At 70.7% G+C, this 18,351-nt stretch carries 18 protein-coding genes; 13 read left to right on the forward strand and 5 right to left on the reverse strand.

All coding sequences use genetic code 11. From position 1 onward, the window contains the following. Positions 1–264: 264 nt before the first annotated feature. The 4 genes from AB0M76_RS32355 to AB0M76_RS32370 form a co-directional block, all read right to left on the reverse strand. Positions 265–408, reverse strand: coding sequence for a hypothetical protein (locus AB0M76_RS32355; RefSeq protein ID WP_365956304.1), 144 nt, complete (start codon positions 406–408; stop codon positions 265–267). Positions 409–579: 171 nt separating this feature from the next. Further along, on the reverse strand, positions 580–1,188 hold the full coding sequence (locus tag AB0M76_RS32360) for a hypothetical protein (RefSeq protein ID WP_365956305.1): 609 nt from the start codon (positions 1,186–1,188) through the stop codon (positions 580–582). Positions 1,189–1,475: 287 nt separating this feature from the next. Further along, a complete protein-coding gene (locus AB0M76_RS32365) occupies positions 1,476–3,545 on the reverse strand; it encodes a phosphocholine-specific phospholipase C (protein WP_365956306.1) in 2,070 nt (689 codons plus the stop codon). A gap of 429 nt (positions 3,546–3,974) precedes the next feature. Next, a complete protein-coding gene (locus AB0M76_RS32370; RefSeq protein ID WP_266670860.1) occupies positions 3,975–4,178 on the reverse strand; it encodes a cold-shock protein in 204 nt (67 codons plus the stop codon). Positions 4,179–4,569: 391 nt separating this feature from the next. Here AB0M76_RS32370 and AB0M76_RS32375 point away from each other — a divergent pair, with 391 nt between their 5' ends. The 9 genes from AB0M76_RS32375 (at position 4,570) to AB0M76_RS32415 (ending at position 13,174) form a co-directional block, all read left to right on the forward strand. Then, positions 4,570–5,790: a cytochrome P450, cyclodipeptide synthase-associated gene (locus tag AB0M76_RS32375; protein ID WP_365956307.1), complete on the forward strand. Its 1,221-nt coding sequence runs from the start codon at positions 4,570–4,572 to the stop codon at positions 5,788–5,790. A 129-nt stretch (positions 5,791–5,919) separates the two neighbouring features. Next, positions 5,920–6,312 (forward strand): nuclear transport factor 2 family protein, encoded by a 393-nt coding sequence (locus AB0M76_RS32380; protein WP_365956308.1) that lies wholly within the window; start codon positions 5,920–5,922, stop codon positions 6,310–6,312. Positions 6,313–6,418: 106 nt separating this feature from the next. Continuing rightward, a complete protein-coding gene (locus tag AB0M76_RS32385) occupies positions 6,419–8,425 on the forward strand; it encodes an ATP-binding protein (RefSeq protein ID WP_365956309.1) in 2,007 nt (668 codons plus the stop codon). A 116-nt stretch (positions 8,426–8,541) separates the two neighbouring features. Next, a complete protein-coding gene (locus AB0M76_RS32390; RefSeq protein ID WP_365956310.1) occupies positions 8,542–10,038 on the forward strand; it encodes an MFS transporter in 1,497 nt (498 codons plus the stop codon). Between the two features lie 63 nt (positions 10,039–10,101). After that, entirely contained in the window at positions 10,102–10,542 is a 441-nt protein-coding gene (locus tag AB0M76_RS32395; RefSeq protein WP_365956311.1) for an SRPBCC family protein, read from the forward strand. 33 nt (positions 10,543–10,575) lie between these two features. Continuing rightward, entirely contained in the window at positions 10,576–11,940 is a 1,365-nt protein-coding gene (locus AB0M76_RS32400) for a carotenoid oxygenase family protein (protein ID WP_365956312.1), read from the forward strand. 116 nt (positions 11,941–12,056) lie between these two features. Beyond that, positions 12,057–12,311, forward strand: coding sequence for an HNH/endonuclease VII fold putative polymorphic toxin (locus AB0M76_RS32405; RefSeq protein WP_365956313.1), 255 nt, complete (start codon positions 12,057–12,059; stop codon positions 12,309–12,311). After that, positions 12,298–12,780, forward strand: a complete 483-nt coding sequence (locus tag AB0M76_RS32410) for an Imm50 family immunity protein (protein ID WP_365956315.1) — start codon at positions 12,298–12,300, stop codon at positions 12,778–12,780. Before AB0M76_RS32405 ends, AB0M76_RS32410 begins: the two co-directional genes overlap by 14 nt. A 1-nt stretch (position 12,781) precedes the next feature. After that, positions 12,782–13,174 carry an Imm50 family immunity protein gene (locus tag AB0M76_RS32415; RefSeq protein ID WP_365956316.1) on the forward strand — a complete coding sequence of 131 codons (393 nt, stop codon included), beginning with the start codon at positions 12,782–12,784 and terminating at the stop codon, positions 13,172–13,174. Positions 13,175–13,185: 11 nt separating this feature from the next. Here the strand turns inward: AB0M76_RS32415 and AB0M76_RS32420 are convergent, their stop codons facing one another. Next, entirely contained in the window at positions 13,186–14,025 is an 840-nt protein-coding gene (locus AB0M76_RS32420) for a class II glutamine amidotransferase (RefSeq protein WP_365956317.1), read from the reverse strand. A gap of 290 nt (positions 14,026–14,315) precedes the next feature. Here AB0M76_RS32420 and AB0M76_RS32425 point away from each other — a divergent pair, with 290 nt between their 5' ends. From AB0M76_RS32425 to AB0M76_RS32440, 4 genes are all read left to right on the forward strand, one after another. After that, on the forward strand, positions 14,316–15,326 hold the full coding sequence (locus AB0M76_RS32425; protein ID WP_365956318.1) for a hypothetical protein: 1,011 nt from the start codon (positions 14,316–14,318) through the stop codon (positions 15,324–15,326). 51 nt (positions 15,327–15,377) lie between these two features. Then, positions 15,378–15,962, forward strand: a complete 585-nt coding sequence (locus tag AB0M76_RS32430) for a TetR family transcriptional regulator (protein ID WP_365956319.1) — start codon at positions 15,378–15,380, stop codon at positions 15,960–15,962. 107 nt (positions 15,963–16,069) lie between these two features. Beyond that, complete coding sequence (locus AB0M76_RS32435; protein WP_365956320.1) at positions 16,070–17,500, forward strand: MFS transporter; 1,431 nt, start codon at positions 16,070–16,072, stop codon at positions 17,498–17,500. Between the two features lie 56 nt (positions 17,501–17,556). Then, positions 17,557–18,315: an SDR family oxidoreductase gene (locus tag AB0M76_RS32440; protein WP_365956321.1), complete on the forward strand. Its 759-nt coding sequence runs from the start codon at positions 17,557–17,559 to the stop codon at positions 18,313–18,315. Positions 18,316–18,351: the final 36 nt, after the last annotated feature.

The raw sequence follows: 18,351 nt of genomic DNA on the forward strand, positions 1-18,351 counted from the left end.
TAATCAGACATTCTGGAACGCGCCAGCAGGTGAGGTCGATGCCGAGCGCCTTGCCGATCTGTTGGATCCGGCGGGCGACGCTGCTGTGGTGCAGGTGGAGCAGGTCGACGGCCCGGCGCAGGGACCCGGCGGCGCAGTAGGCGTCCAGCGTGTGTCCAGGCCCTCGGGGTGGCCGGCCACGCAGGCCGGCGCGGCGACATCGGGGTTCTCGCTCAACGCGGCCCGGGGCACCTCCGCCAGGAGCGCCAGCGCGTCCAAGTCGGCCTAGTGGACGACAGGTTCGCGCGGCGTGGCGAAGCGCAGGGCGGTACGGGCCTCCCGCCACGTCCGGTCGGGGCTCTCGGCGGAGCCGATCCCCGCGCGCACGCCCGCCGGGAGCCGGTCCGGGTCGACGGCGGCGGCCGGCACGACCCCACGCCGCCGATCTGCGTGTACCGGCAGGCACTGTGCGGCACCGGCAAGGCCCCGCAGGGCCCGGCGGCCACCCCGTAGCCCTGCCTGCGGGCCCGGTCGGACGTGGCAGAGGGTACGGTTTCGGGGCGGTGGCTCGAGGGGATGCCCGCGGGCCACGGCGGTTGTTCAGCTGGAGTAGGGGCTCCACTGGCCGAAGTGTGCCAGCTCCTTGCGGGCGGCGTCCTCATCGAGGCCGAGCGCGGCGGCGGCCTGGGCGGCATTCAGGTCCTGTCGTGTGGCACGAGCGGCCCAGTAGCCGGACCGCTCGGCCGTGATCTGCGTCCGCCGGGCCGCTCGTACCGCCGCGATGGGGGAGGTCTTGGCCAGCTTGTCGATCTCCTCCTCCAGTCGCTCCAGAAGGACGGTGAGGCTGTCCGGCAGGGGGACGGTCGTCGCCTCGACTGCGACGGTGTGCCCGTCCCAGTCCCGCACACAGGCATCCGCCTCGTCGTCGGCAGCCTCGGCGAGTTCCTGCTCACCGATCGCCTCCCAGTCCAGACGGTGCTCGGGTCCGGCCCAGCCGCAGGAGCACACCGCACGCAGCGCCGCCGCCCGCGGCACACGGGGGAAGCGGCCGTCATAGACGCTCCACTCGGACGTCGAGTGCACGTGGGGCCCCGACCCGGTGTCGAAGTAGGCCGGGCCCGGCACGCTGCCGTCTGCCAGGAGCACGCCGACCGCGCCCTCGTGCGAGGTGCCGAACTCCTCCGTCGTCCACGTCTCCCGCTCGCCCATGACACCCCTCCAGCAACCAGCCCGCCATGTCCAGACACCCCGGGCAGGGGTGCCGGAGTACGACGATGCCGCAGCAAGCACCGTCAGCACGCCTGAATCCACGAATGAGGCGCTGGGACGGCACCGGCGCGCGGAAGCGCGGCCGCTGCGCGCACGAGGCTGGGCCAGGGTGATCAGGCTGATCCCCTGTTCCGTCCCGACGCCGTAGCGGGCCCGGCCAGGGCCGCGCTCGGCAGGGGACCTCGAGCGGCCCGCTCCACGGAGGGCTCCGGGGAGCGGGGCTCGGGTCAGGAGGACTGGTTCGTCAGGATCGCCGGGTCCGAGAGGCCGGCTGCGCCGGTTTCGACCTTGCCGGCGAAGCGGCGGCGGAAGTCCGGGGATTCGGATGCGGTGACCGTCACGTCGTACCAGCGTCGCGTGTTCTTCAGGGGAACGCTGTACGTGACGGTGGCGCCCTTGGCGACCGTGAGGCGCTTCGGCCCGCCGCCGTAGGCGTTGGTGACCGTGAGCGTCGCGGTCGACGCTCCGGCGTTGGTGAGGGTGAGGTCCAGGTTCCCCGTGGTGGCGTTGTGGCGGGCCGTGACCTCGGGGCCGGGGGTGGTGCCGGGGTTGCGGAAGCCGCGCAGGAAGCCGTTGGGGCCGTGGACGGTCAGGTCGGTGACACCGGCCGAGTAGCGGGTGTTCCAGGCGTCCGCGATCGACTTGCCGGCCTCGGTGGTGTACGTCCAGGGGGCGTCGGTCCGGTTGCCGGAGGTGACGTAGAACTGCGCGCCCAGGTCCGGGCCGCCGCTGAACGTCAGTCGGAACTTGCCCTCGTCGGTGAGTGCGGCGCCGTCCACGTACGGGGCGTACTTGAGCGGACGCGTGGGGCACAGGCCCTTCTCCTGGCGCGGCATGGTCGCCACGGCCGGCGGGGTGGCCCGGAAGTCGGGGTGGCGCTCGCGGTCCTGCGGCTCCCAGCCGCCGGTGTCGGGCAGCCGGACCGTGCCGGTGTCCGTGCGGGCGAAGTCGAAGGCGGAGGTCAGGTCACCGCAGACGGCGCGGCGCCAGGGCGAGATGTTGGGCTCCTGCACACCGAAGCGCTTCTCCATGAAGCGGATGACGGAGGTGTGGTCGAAGGTCTCGGAGCAGGAGTAGCCGCCGGTGCTCCACGGCGAGACCACGAGCATCGGAACGCGCGGGCCCAGACCGTACGGTCCGGCGACGTAGCCGGCCTTGCCGGGGAAGACGTCGAGCGCGGTCGGCACGGTCGACAGGCCCTGGTTGGCGTCCGCGGGGGCGTACGGCGGGACGACGTGGTCGAAGAAGCCGTCGTTCTCGTCGTAGGTGATGAACAGCGCGGTACGGGCCCACACGTCGGGGTTGGAGGTCAGCGCGTCCAGCACCTGCGCGATGTACCAGGCGCCGAAGTTGGCAGGCCAGTTGGAGTGCTCGCTGAAGGCCTCGGGGGCGGCGATCCAGGAGACCTGGGGCAGGGTGCCGGCGGTGACGTCGGCGCGCAGCTTGTCGAAGTAGCCCTCGCCGGTCCTGGCGTCGGTGCCGGTGCGGGCCTTGTCGTACAGCGGGTTGCCGGGCTGGGCGCCCCGGTAGTTGTTGAAGTAGAGCAGCGAGTTGTCGCCGTAGTTGCCGCGGAAGGCGTCGTTGATCCAGCCCCAGGAACCGGCGGCGTCGAGGCCGTTGCCGATGTCCTGGTAGACCTTCCAGGAGACGCCGGCCGCCTCCAGGCGCTCCGGGTAGGTGGTCCAGCCGTAGCCGGCCTCGGCATTGTTGAGGACCGGGCCGCCGCCCTTGCCGTCGTTGCCGGTGTGGCCCGACCAGAGGTAGTAGCGGTTGGGGTCGGTCGAGCCGATGAACGAGCAGTGGTAGGCGTCGCAGATGGTGAACGCGTCGGCGAGGGCGTAGTGGAACGGGATGTCGTCGCGCGTCAGGTGGGCCATGGTGGCCGGCGTCTTGGCGGGCACCCAGTTGTCGTACTTACCCTTGTTGAAGGCGCTCTGGCCGCCGGCCCAGTCGTGGTTGAGGCCCTGGAGGTACTCCATGCCGAGGTCGTCGGACGGAGGCCGGAACGGCAGCGTCTCCTTGCCCGCGTTGTCGGTCTGATGCCAGACGGACTTGCCGCTGGCCAGGGTCACCGGCCGCGGGTCGCCGAAGCCACGGACACCGCGCAGCGCACCGAAGTAGTGGTCGAAGGAACGATTCTCCTGCATCAGGACCACAACGTGCTCGACGTCGGCGATGGTGCCGGTCGTCCCCTGCGCGGGGATGGCGGCGGCGCGCGCGATGCTCTCGTTGAGCATGGTCAGGGCGGCGGCGCCGCCGGTGAGCTGGAGAAAGCGGCGGCGGTTGAGTTCTGCCATGGCGAGAGGGACCTCTGCTTCGGTCGAGAAGTGCTTGAACGCACCCCAGGACATCGTGCACGGGGTACCGGAGAGGGAGCCTGGCGTGACGGCGGCGAATACACCAGGCGAACGGCAGTCGGATTCCGTAGGAGTTCGGCCATTCCCCGTCGCCGCCGATGTGCCTGTGGCGTCTCGCCGGGTGGCACCTCGTCGGACCCCGTCGGGCTCTGCGGCCGGGACGGGGGCGCCGGCGGTCGTGCGGCGCGAGGCATGTAACGCCGAGGTGCACAGTTCGGGCGCGGGAGGAGAAGGAGGTCGACGGAGCGCTGGCGGCACAGGGCCAAGGAAGATCTGAGGGAAACCCTCTTATCGGCAGGGAAACGGTCCGGAAGCCGGCCCGCCCCCGGAGCGCATGCTCCGGGGGCGGGTGGATCCGGGCTGCGCGGATCAGGCAGCGGTGATGTTCTCCGCCTGCGGGCCCTTCTGGCCCTGCGTGATGTCGAACGTCACGGCCTGGCCCTCCTGGAGCTCGCGGTAGCCGCTGGAGTTGATGTTGGAGTAGTGGGCGAAGACGTCGGGGCCGCCGCCGTCCTGCGCGATGAAACCGAATCCCTTTTCGGCGTTGAACCACTTCACGGTTCCGCTGGCCATGGTCTTGCCCTCTCAGTCGATGTCGGGCCCGCACCACGCGGCCCCGGAGGTGATCGCCCTGGTCCGGCACTGCACAGCAAAACGCCCACGCCAGGGCGCGGGCAGGGACTGCGAACCACGACAGCTGCTGCTGACGCTACACGCAGGAGCGTCCCGTCACCAGAGAGCGACGATCACTGTTTGCCGGGAACGGGCCCCCGACCGCTGACGTCCCCGGACAGATCGGGCGAACCGCCATCCGACACGCCGTCACCACCGGGGGCGAGCGGAACCTGTGCCGTCGTTCTCTCGTCCTGCAGGCCGGGTGGGTCCGCCTGCTTGCTCCCTCGCGAACGCAAGGGCCCCGGCTCTTGCTCGTTCCGCGCACTGTGCACCTTGAGAGGTCCTCGCAATGCCCGTGGTCAACCCCCACTTCAGCGTCCTGTCCGAGGACTTCGCCGCAGACCCCTACCGCTGCTTCGCACAGCTGAGGGAGCAGGCTCCGGTGCACTACGAGCCGGCGATCGACAGCTACTTCCTCTCCCGCTACGAGGACGTGAAGCGAGTGCTGACCGACCACGAAGCATTCACCACCGAGACGCTGCAGGTGCGCGCCGAGCCGGTCATGCGCGGGCCGGTCCTCGCCCAGATGACCGGGGCCGAACACACCGCCAAGCGCAAGATCGTCGTACGGGGCTTCACCGGCCAGGCCCTCCAGAACCAGATACGCGCCATCCACGCCAACGCCGCAAAACTCATGGGCCCTTTCCTTACTCAGGGCCGGGTGGACCTGGTCAACGACTTCGGCAAGCCCCTCGCCGTCCACGTGACGCTCGACGTCCTCGGCCTGGACAGACAGGACTGGCAGCAGGTGACTGCCTGGCACAGCGGGGTCGCCGAGTTCATCACCAGCATGACCCTCACCCCCGAGCGCCGCCGGCACTGCATGGACTGCGCCGAGCAGTTGGAGGCCTATCTCCTCCCCGTCATCGAACAGCGGCGCGGCCGGCCCGGCGACGACCTGATATCGAAGCTGTGCACCGCCGAGTTCGACGGAATCGCCATGAGCAATCGTGACGTAACCGCACTGATCATCAACGTTCTGGCTGCCTCCACCGAGCCCGCGGACAAGACTCTCGCCCTGCTCTTCAAGCACCTGATCGACCACCCCGAACAAATGGCGCAGGTCCGCCGGGACCCGGACCTGCTGGCCGCCGCGATCGCCGAGACCCTGCGCTACACCCCGCCGGTCCAGCTCATTCCCCGCCAGGCCGAGAAGAACTCCGTGTTCGCCGGCGCCACCGTCCCGGCCGGTGCCACCGTCTTCTGCATGATCGGCGCGGCCAACCGCGACCCCGAAGCCTTCGCCGCCCCGGACGCCTTCGACATCCACCGCCCGGACCTGGGCACCGCCCGCTCCTTCACCGCAGCCGCCCAGCACCTGGCCTTCGGTACCGGACTCCACCAGTGCGTCGGCGCGGCGTTCGCGCGCGCCGAGATCGAGACCGTCGCCGCGATGCTCCTGCCCCAGCTCGACCAGGTGCGCTACAGCCCCGGCTTCCGCTACCGGGAGACCGGCCTGTACACCCGAGGCCCCGTCTCGCTGTCGCTGGACTTCACCCCCGTCCACTGAGGCGGACGGCCGGGACCAACGGCCGCCTCTCCCCCGGCTTCTGCCGGGTACCGTCCTCCGCGGGCTACCTCCCCGAGCCAGGACCTTCGTATCTCCCCTACTCCCCTACTCCCCTAGGCGAAGACAACCATGACATCGACCGGCATAGCCCGAGCCATCAACGACTTGCTGTTCAGCCCGGGCGTCGACCTCGCCGAAGCCCTCGACCGGCACTTCACCCCCGACTATCGCCAGCGCACCAACGGCGTGTGGAGTGACCGGACTTCCTTCGCCCGGCACATCACACGCCTGCGCTCCCTGATCCGCAGCGGACACATCGAGGTCCACGATGAACTCCGCGACGGACTGCGCTACGCCGACCGCCACACCGTCACCCTCAGCCACCACGACGGCCACACGTCGCGCACCGAGGTCTACCTCTTCGCCGAACTGGCCCCCGACGGCCGCTTCCAACGCGTAGAGGAGACAACCCTCCTGATCACCGGTCAGCTCGACGATGAGAACCTCGGGCTCATCACGTGACATGGGCGGGCCTTCAACGAGCGTTGCTCTGTGAAGGCCCCCCTCCATTAGGATCTCCGTCCGACCGGTCGGGTCCGGGTGGTGCACAAGGAGGACGGGAGCCGCCATGGTGTCAGTAGGGGAACGACTGAGCAGAGCGCGCGTACGGGCCTTCATCGGCCGGGACGAGGAACTCGGGCGCTTCGAGGAGGCGTTGGCCGGCGATCCGCAGGCGCCGTTCGCGTTCTACGTGTGCGGGCCGGGCGGCATCGGGAAGTCGTCGCTGCTGCGGCGCCTGGCGGACCACGCCCGTACGGCCGGCCGGCTGCTCGTCGAACTCGACGGCCGGTTCGTCAGCCGGGACCCGGCCGACTTCGAGCACGCTGCCGGTGCGTTCCTGGACGTTCCGGGCACGGTCCTGTTCGTGGATTCCTTCGAGCACTGCCAGTGGCTGGAGAGCTGGCTGTGGCACCACTTCCTGCCCCGCGCCGCGGACGACACCCTGGTCGTCCTGGCCGGCCGGCGCGCTCCGCAGCCGCAGTGGACCGCCGACCCCGCCTGGTCCCGGCTCCTGCACGTGACCGAACTGGAGCCGTTCTCCGAGGAGCAGGCCCGGAGCCTCCTGGTGGCGGCGCAGATCCGGCCCGAGCTACGGGACCGGGTGCTCCGCTTCGCCGGAGGCAACCCGTTGGCCCTGTCCCTCGCCGCCGCCGCCGGATCGGCGGGCTGCGGCAGGGAGGAGATCTGGGCCCCCACTGCGGACGTCCTGCGCACCCTGCTGGCGGGGCTGATCGGGGAGGTGCCCACGGCGGTCCACCGCCGCGCCTTGGAGGTGGCGGCGCAGGCCCACTCGACGTCCGAGGAACTGCTCGCCGCGGTGCTGCCCGGGGAGGATGCCCATCTGCTCTTCTCCTGGCTGCGGGACCTGCCCTTCATGGAGTCCACACACCGGGGGCTCCACCCGCACGACGCCGCACGCGAGACGCTGGCCGCCGACCTGCGCTGGCGAGCACCCAACGCCTTCGAGGCGATGCGCCAGCGCCTGGCGGACGAGTACCTGCGCATACTGCGCGAGGCGCCCGAGGAGCGGGTGTGGACCGTCACCGACGAGCTCTTCTACCTCTTCCGGGAGGGCGAGACCCTGGCCCGGCTGCGCTCCTGGTCCCGCGAGGACGAGGTGCACGACCGTCCGCTGCACCCGGATGACATCGATGCTGTGCTGCGCATGGCCGAGGAGACCGAGGGGGCCGCCTCCGCGGAACTGGTCCGCTATTGGGCGCAGCGTCAGCCGCAGGCTTTCAGCGTCTACCGTCTCGTGGACACGGGCCGGATCGTGGCGTTCACGGCCCGGCTGGCTCTGTCGGCCCCTCCCGACCCCCGAGACCTGGCCACCGATCCCGTCGTCGCCGCCGCGTGGCAGTACACCGATGCCACCGCGCCGGTGAGCCCCGGCGAACACATCGGCGTCAGCCGCTTCTCGATCTACCCCGAGCGGTACCAGGTGCCCTCACGCGTCATCGACCTGAGCAGTTCCCGGGCCCAGGCGGAGGCGGCACGCGCCCGCGGCCGCGCCTATGGCTTCGCCGTCTTCCGGGACGCCGAGACCTGGGCCGAGCGCGTCAAGGGCACCCTCAGCGACACCGGGGCGCGCCCGCGGGTCGGTGAGCACACCTACGGGCTGTTCGGCGTCGACTGGCGTCAGATACCCGTGGAGGCATGGCTTCAACGCTTTATATCGGCCACCGAGGCGCCGGTGCCTGTGCCGGCCGGACCGTCTCCCGTCTCGCGTACCACGTTCGACCAGGCCGTGCGTGAAGCGTTGGCCCACTGGCGCGATGCGGGCGCCTTCGCCGCCTGTGCCCTGCTGCGCACCCGTCTCGCGGCCGACTTCGGTGATCCTGTCGGGGCGTTGCGTGCCCTGCTGCGCCAGGCCGTCGACGACCTCGCCCGTGACCCGCGCGGAGTGCGCGCCCGCGAGGCCCTGACGGCGGGCTACTTCTCGGGTGCGCCCACTCAGGAAGCCGCCGCCCGCCGCCTCGGCCTTCCGTACGGCACCTACCGTCGCCACCTGCGTCAGGGCCTGGACCTGCTCTGCGAAGCGTTGTGGCAGCAGGAGCTGCACGGCTCCCGGTAGCAACGGCAGAGGCGTGGCCCCGGCAGGACCGGGTGGACAGGTGCGGACAGGAGTGGACAGCGCCCGTCCCTGCCGGGCCTGGAGGGTGGACACCGCCTGCCACGAGTCTGTGCGGCATGAACGTTGCACGCACGGAGACGGACCAGGCAGCTGCTCGAGCTCCCCGGCCGGGAATCACGCTCGCGGCGCTGGCCGCCGCTCAGTTCACCGTCATGCTCGCCACTTCCATCGTGAACGTGGCGCTCCCGCAGATCCGCGCCGGGGTCGGCCTCTCGGACGGCGGGACCACCTGGGTGGTCAACGCCTACGGCCTGGCGTTCGGGGCGCTGCTCCTCGCGGGCGGCCGGGCGGCCGATCTCCTCGGCCGCCGAAGGGTGCTGGTCTTCGGCCTCGCGCTGTTCGCGGCGGCGTCACTGGCAGCGGGACTGGCTGCATCCGCGAGCGTGCTGATCGCGGCTCGCGCCGTCCAGGGCCTTGGTGCCGCGGCCATCGCCCCGGCCGCGCTCGCCCTGGCGATGGATCTGTTCCCGCCCGGACCCGGGCGGGGCAGAGCGCTGGGGGTGTGGGGCGCGGTCTCCGGTGCGGGAGGGGCGGGCGGCGTCCTGCTGGGTGGTGTCCTCACCCAGGCGCGGGGCTGGCCCTGGATCTTCCACTCCGTGGCGCTCGGGGCGGCGCTGGTCCTGGTCGCCGTGGCGGCGCTGGTGCCACGGGCGCCCGGACGGAAGGACGGGCGGTTCGACCTGCTGGGCACCGCCGTCATCACCCTGGCCCTGACCTTCCTGGTCTGGGGACTGACCACCGCACGCGGCGCCGGCTGGACGGACGCCCGGGTGCTGGGCTCACTCGCCGGAGCCGCCACGCTGCTCGCAGCCTTCGCCGTGATCGAGCTTCACCGGCCGAACGCCCTCATACCGCCGCGCCTGTTCGCCACCGGCCGGGTCGCCGCGGGCAACCTGCTGATGGCCCTGCTGGGGTCCGTGTGGATCGCGCTGTTCTTCTTCCTGCCGCTCTACCAGCAACAGGTCCTCGGGGAGGATCCCCTGACCACCGGAGTGGGCCAACTCCCGCTCGCCGGGGCCAATATGCTCGGCGCGGCCGTGGCACCCCGCATCTCGCGGCGCATCGGCGCCACCGCAACGGTGACCGCGGCCCTGTTCACCGAGGCGGCGGGCCTGCTGTGGCTGTCCGGCATCAGCGCCCACGGCAGCTACCTCGTGGACATCCTCGGCCCGAGCATCCTGATCGGACTCGGGCTGAGCATCGCCTTCGTCCAGCTCACCGCACTCGCCGTGGACGGCGTCCCGCCGCAGGACGCGGGGCTGGCCGGCGGCCTGGTGAACACCACCCGCCAGGTCGGAGGCGCGATCGGCCTCGCCGCCCTGGCGACCCTGGCCGGTTCCGTCACCGGGCACGCCGCGGCCCACCAGCCGCACCTGGAGGCTCTCACCGCGGGCTACCGCACCGCCTTCACGGTCTCGGCCGCAGTCCTGGCCGCCACCGCACTCCTCGCGCTGTTCCTCACCCGCGGCACCGGCACGCGAGCCGCAACCACCACCGCCCACCCGGCTTCCGATCCGCAACCCTCCCGTCCACAACCTTCCCGAATCCCCTGAGCCGGCCGAGCCGATGGATCAGCCGCAACACCGACACATACCCGTCCTGGAAGGAACACAGCCATGATCACCATCGACGAGACCGCTCCCGTCATCGTCCGCCTGAGCGCTGTAGTCGAAGCCCCGCTCACGACCGTGTGGGAGCTGCACACCGACATCGCGGCCTGGGCCAGCTGGAACCCGGACATCGACCGGGCAGAAGCCGACGGCCCGCTGCTGCCCGGCAACTCCTTCAGCTGGCGAACCCACGGCCTGGACATCACCTCCACCGTGCACGAACTGGTCCCCGGAAAGCGGATCGTGTGGGGCGGCCCCGCCGGCGGCATCACCGGCATCCACGTATGGACTTTCGAGCAGAACGGTGACCTCACCACCGTCCGCACCGAGGAGTCCTGGAGCGGCGCCCCGGTCGAGGCCGCGGCCGACGACCTCGGCAAAGCCCTCCAAGACTCTCTCGACAACTGGCTTGCCCACCTCAAGGCCCAAGCCGAACACGCTTCCTGACCAAGCACCACATCTACGAAAGAGATTCCTGCCATGACGACTGCGAAGCCCTACCTGACCGGCCACTACACCCCTCTCGTCGAGGAGGTCACCGCCACCGGCCTCACCGTCGAGGGCACCCTGCCCCCCGAGCTGACCGGCCGGCTGCTGCGCAACGGGCACAACCCCAAGCCCGGCATCACCCCCGCCCACTGGTTCAAGGGCAGCGGCATGGTCCACGGCATCCGGCTGCGTGACGGCCGCGCCGAGTGGTACCGCAACCGCTGGGTGCACACCCCCGCACTCGACGGCGCTCCCTACATGACCGAGCACGGCCCCGACCTGACCGCCAGCACCGCCGGCACCCACATCATCGAACACGCCGGACGGCTCCTGGCGCTGTGCGAGGCGAACCTGCCCTTCGAACTCACCCCGGAGCTGGAGACGGTCGGTGCCTACGACTTCGGCGCCAAGCTACGCAACGCGATGACCGCGCACCCCAAGGAGGACCCGGTGACCGGGGAGCTCCACTTCTTCGGGTCCTCACCGTTCCCGCCGTTCCTGACGTACTACGTCTCCGATGCCAAGGGCGAGATCATCCACAGCGCCGAGGTCCCCGGAGCGACCGCCGCGCTCAAGCACGACTTCGCCGTCACCCGCCGCCACGTGGTGTTCGTCGAGGGCAACGTCACCTTCGACCCCGCGGAACACTCCGGCATCCCCTACAGCTGGAGTGACCGGCAGCCCGCCCGCATCGGTGTCATGCCGCGCGGAAACGACGGCGCCCGGCACATGCGCTGGTTCTCCATCGAACCGGGCAACATGCTCCACGTCTCCAACGCCTACGAGGACGGCCAGGGTCGCATCGTCCTGGAAGGCCCCACCGTGGACCGCGAGGGCTTCCGGCTCTCCTGGAACTGGTGGGTCGGCGCGCCCGACCGCGGCAGCGAGCCCGGCTCCCGCTCCTACACCCGCCGCTGGGTGATCGACATGGCCGATGGCACCGTCGGCGAGCAGATCATCGACGACCTGCCGGTGGAGTTCCCGACCCTCAACGAGGGTTACCTGGGCGCCGAGAACCGCTACCAGTACGCCATCTGCTTCCCCGACGAGAAGGGCTTCGGCGGCTACGGCGTCGTCAAGTACGATCGCACCACCGGCGCCCGCCGCATCCACCAGGTGGGCGACGCCCGCATGCCCAGCGAGGCCGTCTTCGTCCCCGCTGCCCGCGCCACGTGCGAGGACGACGGCTATCTGCTGACCGTCGTCTCCGACCTCAAGCAGGACGCCTCGCAGTTGCTGGTTCTCGACGCCTCCGGCCTCGACCGGGTCGCCACGGTCCACCTGCCCCACCGGGTGACCGCCGGGATCCACGGCTCCTGGGTCCCCGACGCCGCCCTGAACGACACCACGGGCTGACCCCAACCCGGCTGCCGGAGCCGCGAGGTGATCGCGGCTCCGGCACCGCCGTCCCCGGGCTCGCGACCACCCTCCCCGTACCGGCGCTCACTCAGCCGGCGATCGTTGACGACTGGGTGAAGGCGACGACGCCGGAATGGCAGGGCGGCAAACAGCTGATGGGGCCGGACCACCAGCCCATCTACTACACCGAAGAGTGGTACGAACTACCCAACGGTGACATCGTCGTTTACCAGGACCACTGGTTCGGTCACCAGAAGCCGGGCGAACCTGGATATCAACCGGCCCATGTCCGTGTCCGGCCCGGTGACGACCCCCGGAACGGCCAGATACCAGGGGCAGAGGAGCATTACTACTATGACCTGGACTGATTTTGTAGTAAATGCGGACTTCACTCCGTATTTCGATGAGGTTCCCGACCTGACCGGTGTCCGGCTGCGGTCGGTACACCTGGACGGCTGGGACCCGACCGTCACCCTGCGCCTCGACCTCCCGCGGTTCCCCGACCGCTGGGACGGCGCACCGGGCGACACCATGCAGTGCCAGATCCAGTTCGTCATGGTGCAGGATTTCCTCATGGAGGGGTGGCAGCCGCCGGTCACGGCGGATGTCGTTCTCCGTGCTCTGCCGGAACACAGGCTGGCGGTGCAGGTGGTGGCGCCCGGAGTCGCCGTGTCGTTCACGGCGAATGCGTCCGTTCTGGCGGGGAGGATCAGCGTCTTCACGCAGGAAGCGGACGGCGGGGACAGCGGCCCGCGCTCCTTCAGCCGTCCGCTCGAAACCCGCCTCTATCCGGCGCTTCCTCCGGCCTACGTGAACACCTTCTACGAGCGTGTGTGAGATGACTGCTTCCCACGACTGGCCGGAACTGCGGGACCTGTACGGCGCAGCGCCGGTGCCCGACCTGGACACCTGCCACTTCTTCCACGTCCACATCGACGAGCGCGGCACCTCCGTGACCTTCGGCTTCGAGACGTCGCAGTTGCCGGAGCACCCGAAGCCGGAGTGGACGGCGTCGGCGTACAACACCCTCCGCTTCTGGGTCGAGTTCACCGGGGTGACCGACCTGCGGGTGTCGGGCATCTTGGCGGAAGCCGAGCGCGCGGTGCGGATCACCGGCGGCGGGCCGGATCGCCTCGAGGTGTCGGTGACCAGTGAGACGCGCTCGATCGCCTTCTCTGCGTCGGCATCACGTGTCACGTATACACGCGTGTATCTGAGGGGATCGCTGTAGCGAGCGGAGCTTCACGTCGGAATGGGGGCGAACGGGCGGAGGTCGTCCGCTCCTGCCAGTACTACGCCGTAGCTGTGTTCCGGTACCTCGTTCCAAGCCCCCGGCAGGTCACCGAGCGGCTCGGACACGATGAGGCGGGTCTCATCCGACAAGTCGCGCAGGATGGGCATGTCGGGGTGCAGCGCGCGCAGCGATTCGACCTTGGTGCTGTAGAAGAGCGACCGGGCGTTGCCCTCGCTGGCGTAACGGAAGGCCCAGACCGCCGAGCCGTCGCTCACGGCGACGGTCATCTGCAGGGGCGCAGCGACGCCGTGCGCGTGGCCAACTCGCTCCACCAGGCCCGCCATCCGGGCCACCGCGCTCGGGGGGTCGGCGTCGAGGCCGAGGGTCAGTGCGAGGAAGAACATCACCTCCGAGTCCGTGGAGCCCTCGAGGTCGGCATACAGCTCGGGGTCCACGGCCAGGCAGAGCTCCCTTCGCAGCGTGTGGAATTCGGCGATGGAGCCGTTGTGCATCCACAGCCAGCGGCCGTGGCGGAAGGGGTGACAGTTCGTCTGCTGCACCGCAGTACCCGTCGAGGCGCGTATGTGGGCGAAGAGCAGCGGGGATCTGACGTGCTGCGCGATCTCACGCAGGTTGCGGTTGCTCCACACCGGGCCGATGTCCCGTACCACCGCCGGGATGGGGTTGCTCGAGTTCTCCGCGTACCAGCCGATGCCGAATCCGTCACCATTGGTCGTCTCGACACCGAGACGGGAGTGGAGACCCTGATCGATCAGGGAGTGTGCGGGCTTGTACAGAATCGTTTCAAGGACGAGCGGGGTTCCCGAATACGCGAGCCACCGACACATGATTGATCCCCTTCCCGGGTGAGCGCCTGCAGGAAGCCACGATTGCGCCGAGCACGCGGTCCACAGTCCGCCCCTGGCCGGCCCGACGGCTGTCAGGGCCGTCAGGGCCCCGAGGACCCCGAGGGTCTCCAAGTCGTCATTTCGATCACTTCGAGCATACGAGCCTCATTGGTTCGCCGCATCACTCCCCGGCGGCGCCCCCCTTCGGGCACTACTGATCACGCAGGGGCCACCCTCGGCACCCATTGGTACTGTCTATGCAACATTGCGAGGTTTCTGGAGATCTTGTGGTGCGCGCCTCCACATACGTCCGCCGACTGCCCGGCACTGCGCTCGTCTCGCTCGCCTGCGGAGCATGTCCGACCCTGCGGCCACCCGGTCCGGCGCAGGCGTTCTCCGGCGGCAACCACGAGAAGATCACTCACGGCGCCCTGAAGTGGGAGCCCAGGTCGTTGTTGGCGATGGCCGACTCGCGCGACGGGGCGATCGTGGCCGACGACCAGGGCGACTACTTCAAGCTCGGCACCCTGCACTGTGACAACGCCGACCACCTCGGCTCGCGATTCACGTCCGCGTACCCCCGAACCCGCGACGAGGCGAACACGGAACTGCTCGCCTGCATCCGTGGCTCCGTCGCCCGTCTGAGGGCTGCCGTCCGCTACGCCGACGGGCCGGTCGACTCCCAGGGCAAGGTCATCGCGCGCCGGAGCGACCTGGGCTCCCCCTGCACGTGGAACGGGAGGGCGGGACGCGCCAAGTGCACCGTCCTGGAACAGCTCGGCCGCGGCTGGCACCCGATCGAGGACTTCTACTCGCACAGCAACTGGTCCGACAAGGCCGACGCCGGCCCCATCGGCACGGCCAGCCCACCCGGACTGAACCGCACCGGCATCGCGCCGTTCCTCGACATCCGCCGCTACAGCCCCATGAACGACGCCGAGTGGACCAAGGAAGCCGCCGGCCTGATTCCCGAGGACCTGGCCACCGGCCGCTACCCGGACTTCGAGTCGACCGGTATCAAGCCCACCGACTGCGCCGGACGCATCGAGCACAACCGCGCTCTCAACAAGGACACCGAAGCCGCTGAACGTTCGAAGAACGGCAACTTTCAGCGGGCCACCGGGCTTGCCACCCAGGACATCGCCCGCCAGTGGAAGGACTTCACGGCAGAGCTCATCGCGACCTACCCCGACAACGGACGCGGCGAGCGGATGATCTGCGCGCTCACCCACGACACTCCTGCGACGACCAGCTGTCCCCACCGGCCCCGGGCGGAGACCTGCCCTGCGGTCAGGCCCTAACGGAACGAGAAATATTGACCGATCGTTCCAGATAGCTCTATGATCTTGTTTGTGGCCAGGACCAAGGAATTCGATCCGGACGCCGCGCTCCAGTCGGCCCTCGAGCTGTTCTGGCGGCGCGGATACGAAGCGACATCGGTGGCGGACCTCGTCGAGCACCTCGGCATCGGCCGGGCGAGCATCTACGCGACGTTCGGCAGCAAGCACGAGCTCTACCTCAAGGCGCTGGACCGGTACGCGGAGTCCGTCGACCCGCGGCTCTTCGCCGACCTGTCCGGGCCAGGGCCGGCCCTGCCGGCGGTACGGACCGTGGTGCGCCGTTTCGCCGCGGAGGCAGCCTCGCCGGAGGAGCGGCTGAACGGCTGCTTCGTCACCAACACGGCCGCCGAGCTGGGCGCTCACGACTCCGTGGCGGCCCGCCGGGTCGAATCGAGCTGGGACCGGCTGGAAACGCTGCTGCACGCAGCGCTCGTCCGGGCGCAGGCGCAGGGCGAACTGCCTCCGGAGCGCGACCCGCGCGCCCTGGCGCGGATGCTGCTGGTCCTGCTGCAGGGGGTGCGGGTCGTCGGGAAGGCCTCGGCCGACCCCGCCCGCGTACGGGACGCGGCCGAGCAGGCACTGTCCCTGCTGGACTGACCCGAACCGATCCGAACTGACCGCGACGCCCGCGGAGGAGCCGCCCGGCGCTCTTCCGCACGCCCAAATAATGGAACGATCGGTCAAATATCAAGGGGGGGAAGGACATGGGGAGGAGTACGACCTCCACCAGCACCACCAGGATCACCACACCCGGCACCACGACCACCACAACCACCACGCCCGCCGCCACACCCGCTTCCGCCGGAGCCACAGGCGGCCGACCCGCCTTCGCGCTGCTCGGCAGCATCCAGATCACGCTCATCTACACCCTCGCCGCCACCACCGTCCCGCTCCCCCGCATCGGCCGCGACTTCGCCCTCCAGCGCGCCGACCTGATCCTGTTGAGCGCCGCCTACGGCCTGGCCTTCGCCGGTCTGCTGCTCCTCGGCGGACGTCTCGCCGACCGGTACGGCGGGCGGCGCGCCCTCACCGCGGGCCTCGCGCTGTTCGCCGCGGCCTCTCTCGTGGCCCCCCTCGCCCCCGACGGCCCGGCCCTGCTCGCCGCCCGCTTCGCGCAGGGCGCCGGGGCGGCCCTCGTCGCCCCCGCCGCCATGGCGGTCCTACGCGCCCTGTTCCCGTCCCCCGCCGCCTACGGCCGGGCCATGGCCACCTGGGGCGGGCTCTCGGTCCTCGGCGCGACCGCGGGCAACCTGCTCTCCGGCGTCATCTCCGCCCTGCTGTCCTGGCGTTGGGCCCTCGTCGTCCCCGCGGTGGTGGCCCTGGCCGCCCTGTCCCTCGCGCCGCGGCTGCTGCCGGGCACCGTGCCGGGCCGGGGCAGGAGCCTGGACCTGCCGGGAGCGCTGCTCGCCACCGCCGGGATCAGCCTGGTCAGTTACGGCCTCGTGGCCACCGACGCCCGCCCTTGGACCTCGGCGGCGGTCCTCGCCCCGCTGTCCGCCGGAGCCGCCCTGCTCGCCGCGTTCCCCCTCGCCGAGCGCCGCTCCCGCGACCCGCTCCTGCCGCCCCGATTCCTCCTCGACCGGCGCCGGGCAGCATCCCTCGCGGCCGTCGCGCTCACCGCCTGCGGGACCGCGAGCACCTTCGTCCTGCTCTCCCTCCACTTCCAGCAAGACCGTGACTGGTCACCGCTGCGCACCTCCGCCGCCTTCGTCCCCTTCGCCGTCACCCTGATCGTCTCCGGCCGCGCGATCAGGCCCCTGACAGCCCGTCACGGTGCCCGCGCCGTCACCGCCGGGGGACTGGCCACCGGCGCGGCCGGGCTCGGGCTGCTCTCCCTCACCGGCCTCGACGCCGGCACCCCGTACTCGCTCGGCCTGCTGCCCGGCCTCATCCTCCTCGCGGCGGGCGGCGCCGCTTCCTTCGCCGGAGCAGCCGTCCTGGCCACCGAGGGGGTGCCCGCGCGGGACGCCGGCCTGGCCGGCGGCGTACTGAACACCGCGATGGAGTTCGGCCCGACCGTACTGTTCGCCCTCCTGCTCACCCTCGGCGACGGCGCCGCCTCGCTCGCCGCGACGGCCTCCGCGTTCGCCGCCGTGGCCCTCCTGCACTCCGTACGCCGCCGCGCCCGGGCGTGACGGCAGCTCTCCTCCACAGCCCTCCCCCACTGACACCCGTACAAGGAGCCACCGCTATGAACCGTTTCGCCGACGCGTCCGTCCTGGTCACCGGCGCCGGATCCGGCCTCGGCCGGGCGATCGCCCTCGCCTTCGCCGCCGAAGGCGCCCGTGTGGTCGCCGCGGGCCGGACCGCGGCCTCCCTCGACGAGACCGTGCGCCTCGTCCGGGCGGCCGGCGGCACGGCCGAGGCGGTCACCGCCGACGTCACCGACTCCGCCCAACTGGCCGCTCTCGTCCGGGAGACCGTCGCACGGTTCGGCACGCTGGACATCGCCGTCAACAACGCCGGGATACTCCGCGGCACGGTGCCCGCCGGCGACATCGCCGAGGAGGACTGGGACGCGGTATTGCGGACCAATGTCACCGGTGTCTGGCTGGCCATGAAGCACGAGATCGCCCACATGCGGGAGAACGGCGGCGGCACCATCGTCAACATCTCCTCGAACCTGGGCGCCCATGCCCGCATCCCGAACGCCGCCGCGTACATCACCTCCAAGGCCGCCGTCTCCGCACTGACCCGCGCAGCCGCCCTGGACCACATCCGCGACGGCGTGCGCATCAACGCGGTCAGCCCTGGAACTTCCGCCGCACCCATGTCCCTGCGGCCGGGCGAGACGGAGGCCGACCGCGCAGAGCGGGTCAAGAACGAGAACCCGCTCGGCCGCGTCGCGGAGGCCGAGGAGGTCGCGGCCGCGGTCCTCTACCTCGCCTCGTCGGCGGCGGGTTCCGTGGTCGGCCACGACCTGGTCGTCGACAGCGGCTCCTCCGCCTGACCGCCCGGCACCGGCCCCCGTCCCGCTTCCGCCCCG

Origin of the sequence: Streptomyces sp. NPDC051364 (assembly GCF_040682115.1) — a bacterium.
GTDB lineage: Bacteria > Actinomycetota > Actinomycetes > Streptomycetales > Streptomycetaceae > Streptomyces.

Coding starts and splice junctions, on each gene's coding strand:
- AB0M76_RS32435 (WP_365956320.1), top strand. CDS start 16,070: ATGGGGAGGAGTACGACCTCCACCAGCACCACCAGGATCACCACACCC.
- AB0M76_RS32365 (WP_365956306.1), bottom strand. CDS start 3,545: ATGGCAGAACTCAACCGCCGCCGCTTTCTCCAGCTCACCGGCGGCGCC.
- AB0M76_RS32375 (WP_365956307.1), top strand. CDS start 4,570: ATGCCCGTGGTCAACCCCCACTTCAGCGTCCTGTCCGAGGACTTCGCC.
- AB0M76_RS32390 (WP_365956310.1), top strand. CDS start 8,542: ATGAACGTTGCACGCACGGAGACGGACCAGGCAGCTGCTCGAGCTCCC.
- AB0M76_RS32400 (WP_365956312.1), top strand. CDS start 10,576: ATGACGACTGCGAAGCCCTACCTGACCGGCCACTACACCCCTCTCGTC.
- AB0M76_RS32385 (WP_365956309.1), top strand. CDS start 6,419: ATGGTGTCAGTAGGGGAACGACTGAGCAGAGCGCGCGTACGGGCCTTC.
- AB0M76_RS32415 (WP_365956316.1), top strand. CDS start 12,782: ATGACTGCTTCCCACGACTGGCCGGAACTGCGGGACCTGTACGGCGCA.
- AB0M76_RS32410 (WP_365956315.1), top strand. CDS start 12,298: ATGACCTGGACTGATTTTGTAGTAAATGCGGACTTCACTCCGTATTTC.
- AB0M76_RS32370 (WP_266670860.1), bottom strand. CDS start 4,178: ATGGCCAGCGGAACCGTGAAGTGGTTCAACGCCGAAAAGGGATTCGGT.
- AB0M76_RS32420 (WP_365956317.1), bottom strand. CDS start 14,025: ATGTGTCGGTGGCTCGCGTATTCGGGAACCCCGCTCGTCCTTGAAACG.
- AB0M76_RS32380 (WP_365956308.1), top strand. CDS start 5,920: ATGACATCGACCGGCATAGCCCGAGCCATCAACGACTTGCTGTTCAGC.
- AB0M76_RS32395 (WP_365956311.1), top strand. CDS start 10,102: ATGATCACCATCGACGAGACCGCTCCCGTCATCGTCCGCCTGAGCGCT.
- AB0M76_RS32360 (WP_365956305.1), bottom strand. CDS start 1,188: ATGGGCGAGCGGGAGACGTGGACGACGGAGGAGTTCGGCACCTCGCAC.
- AB0M76_RS32440 (WP_365956321.1), top strand. CDS start 17,557: ATGAACCGTTTCGCCGACGCGTCCGTCCTGGTCACCGGCGCCGGATCC.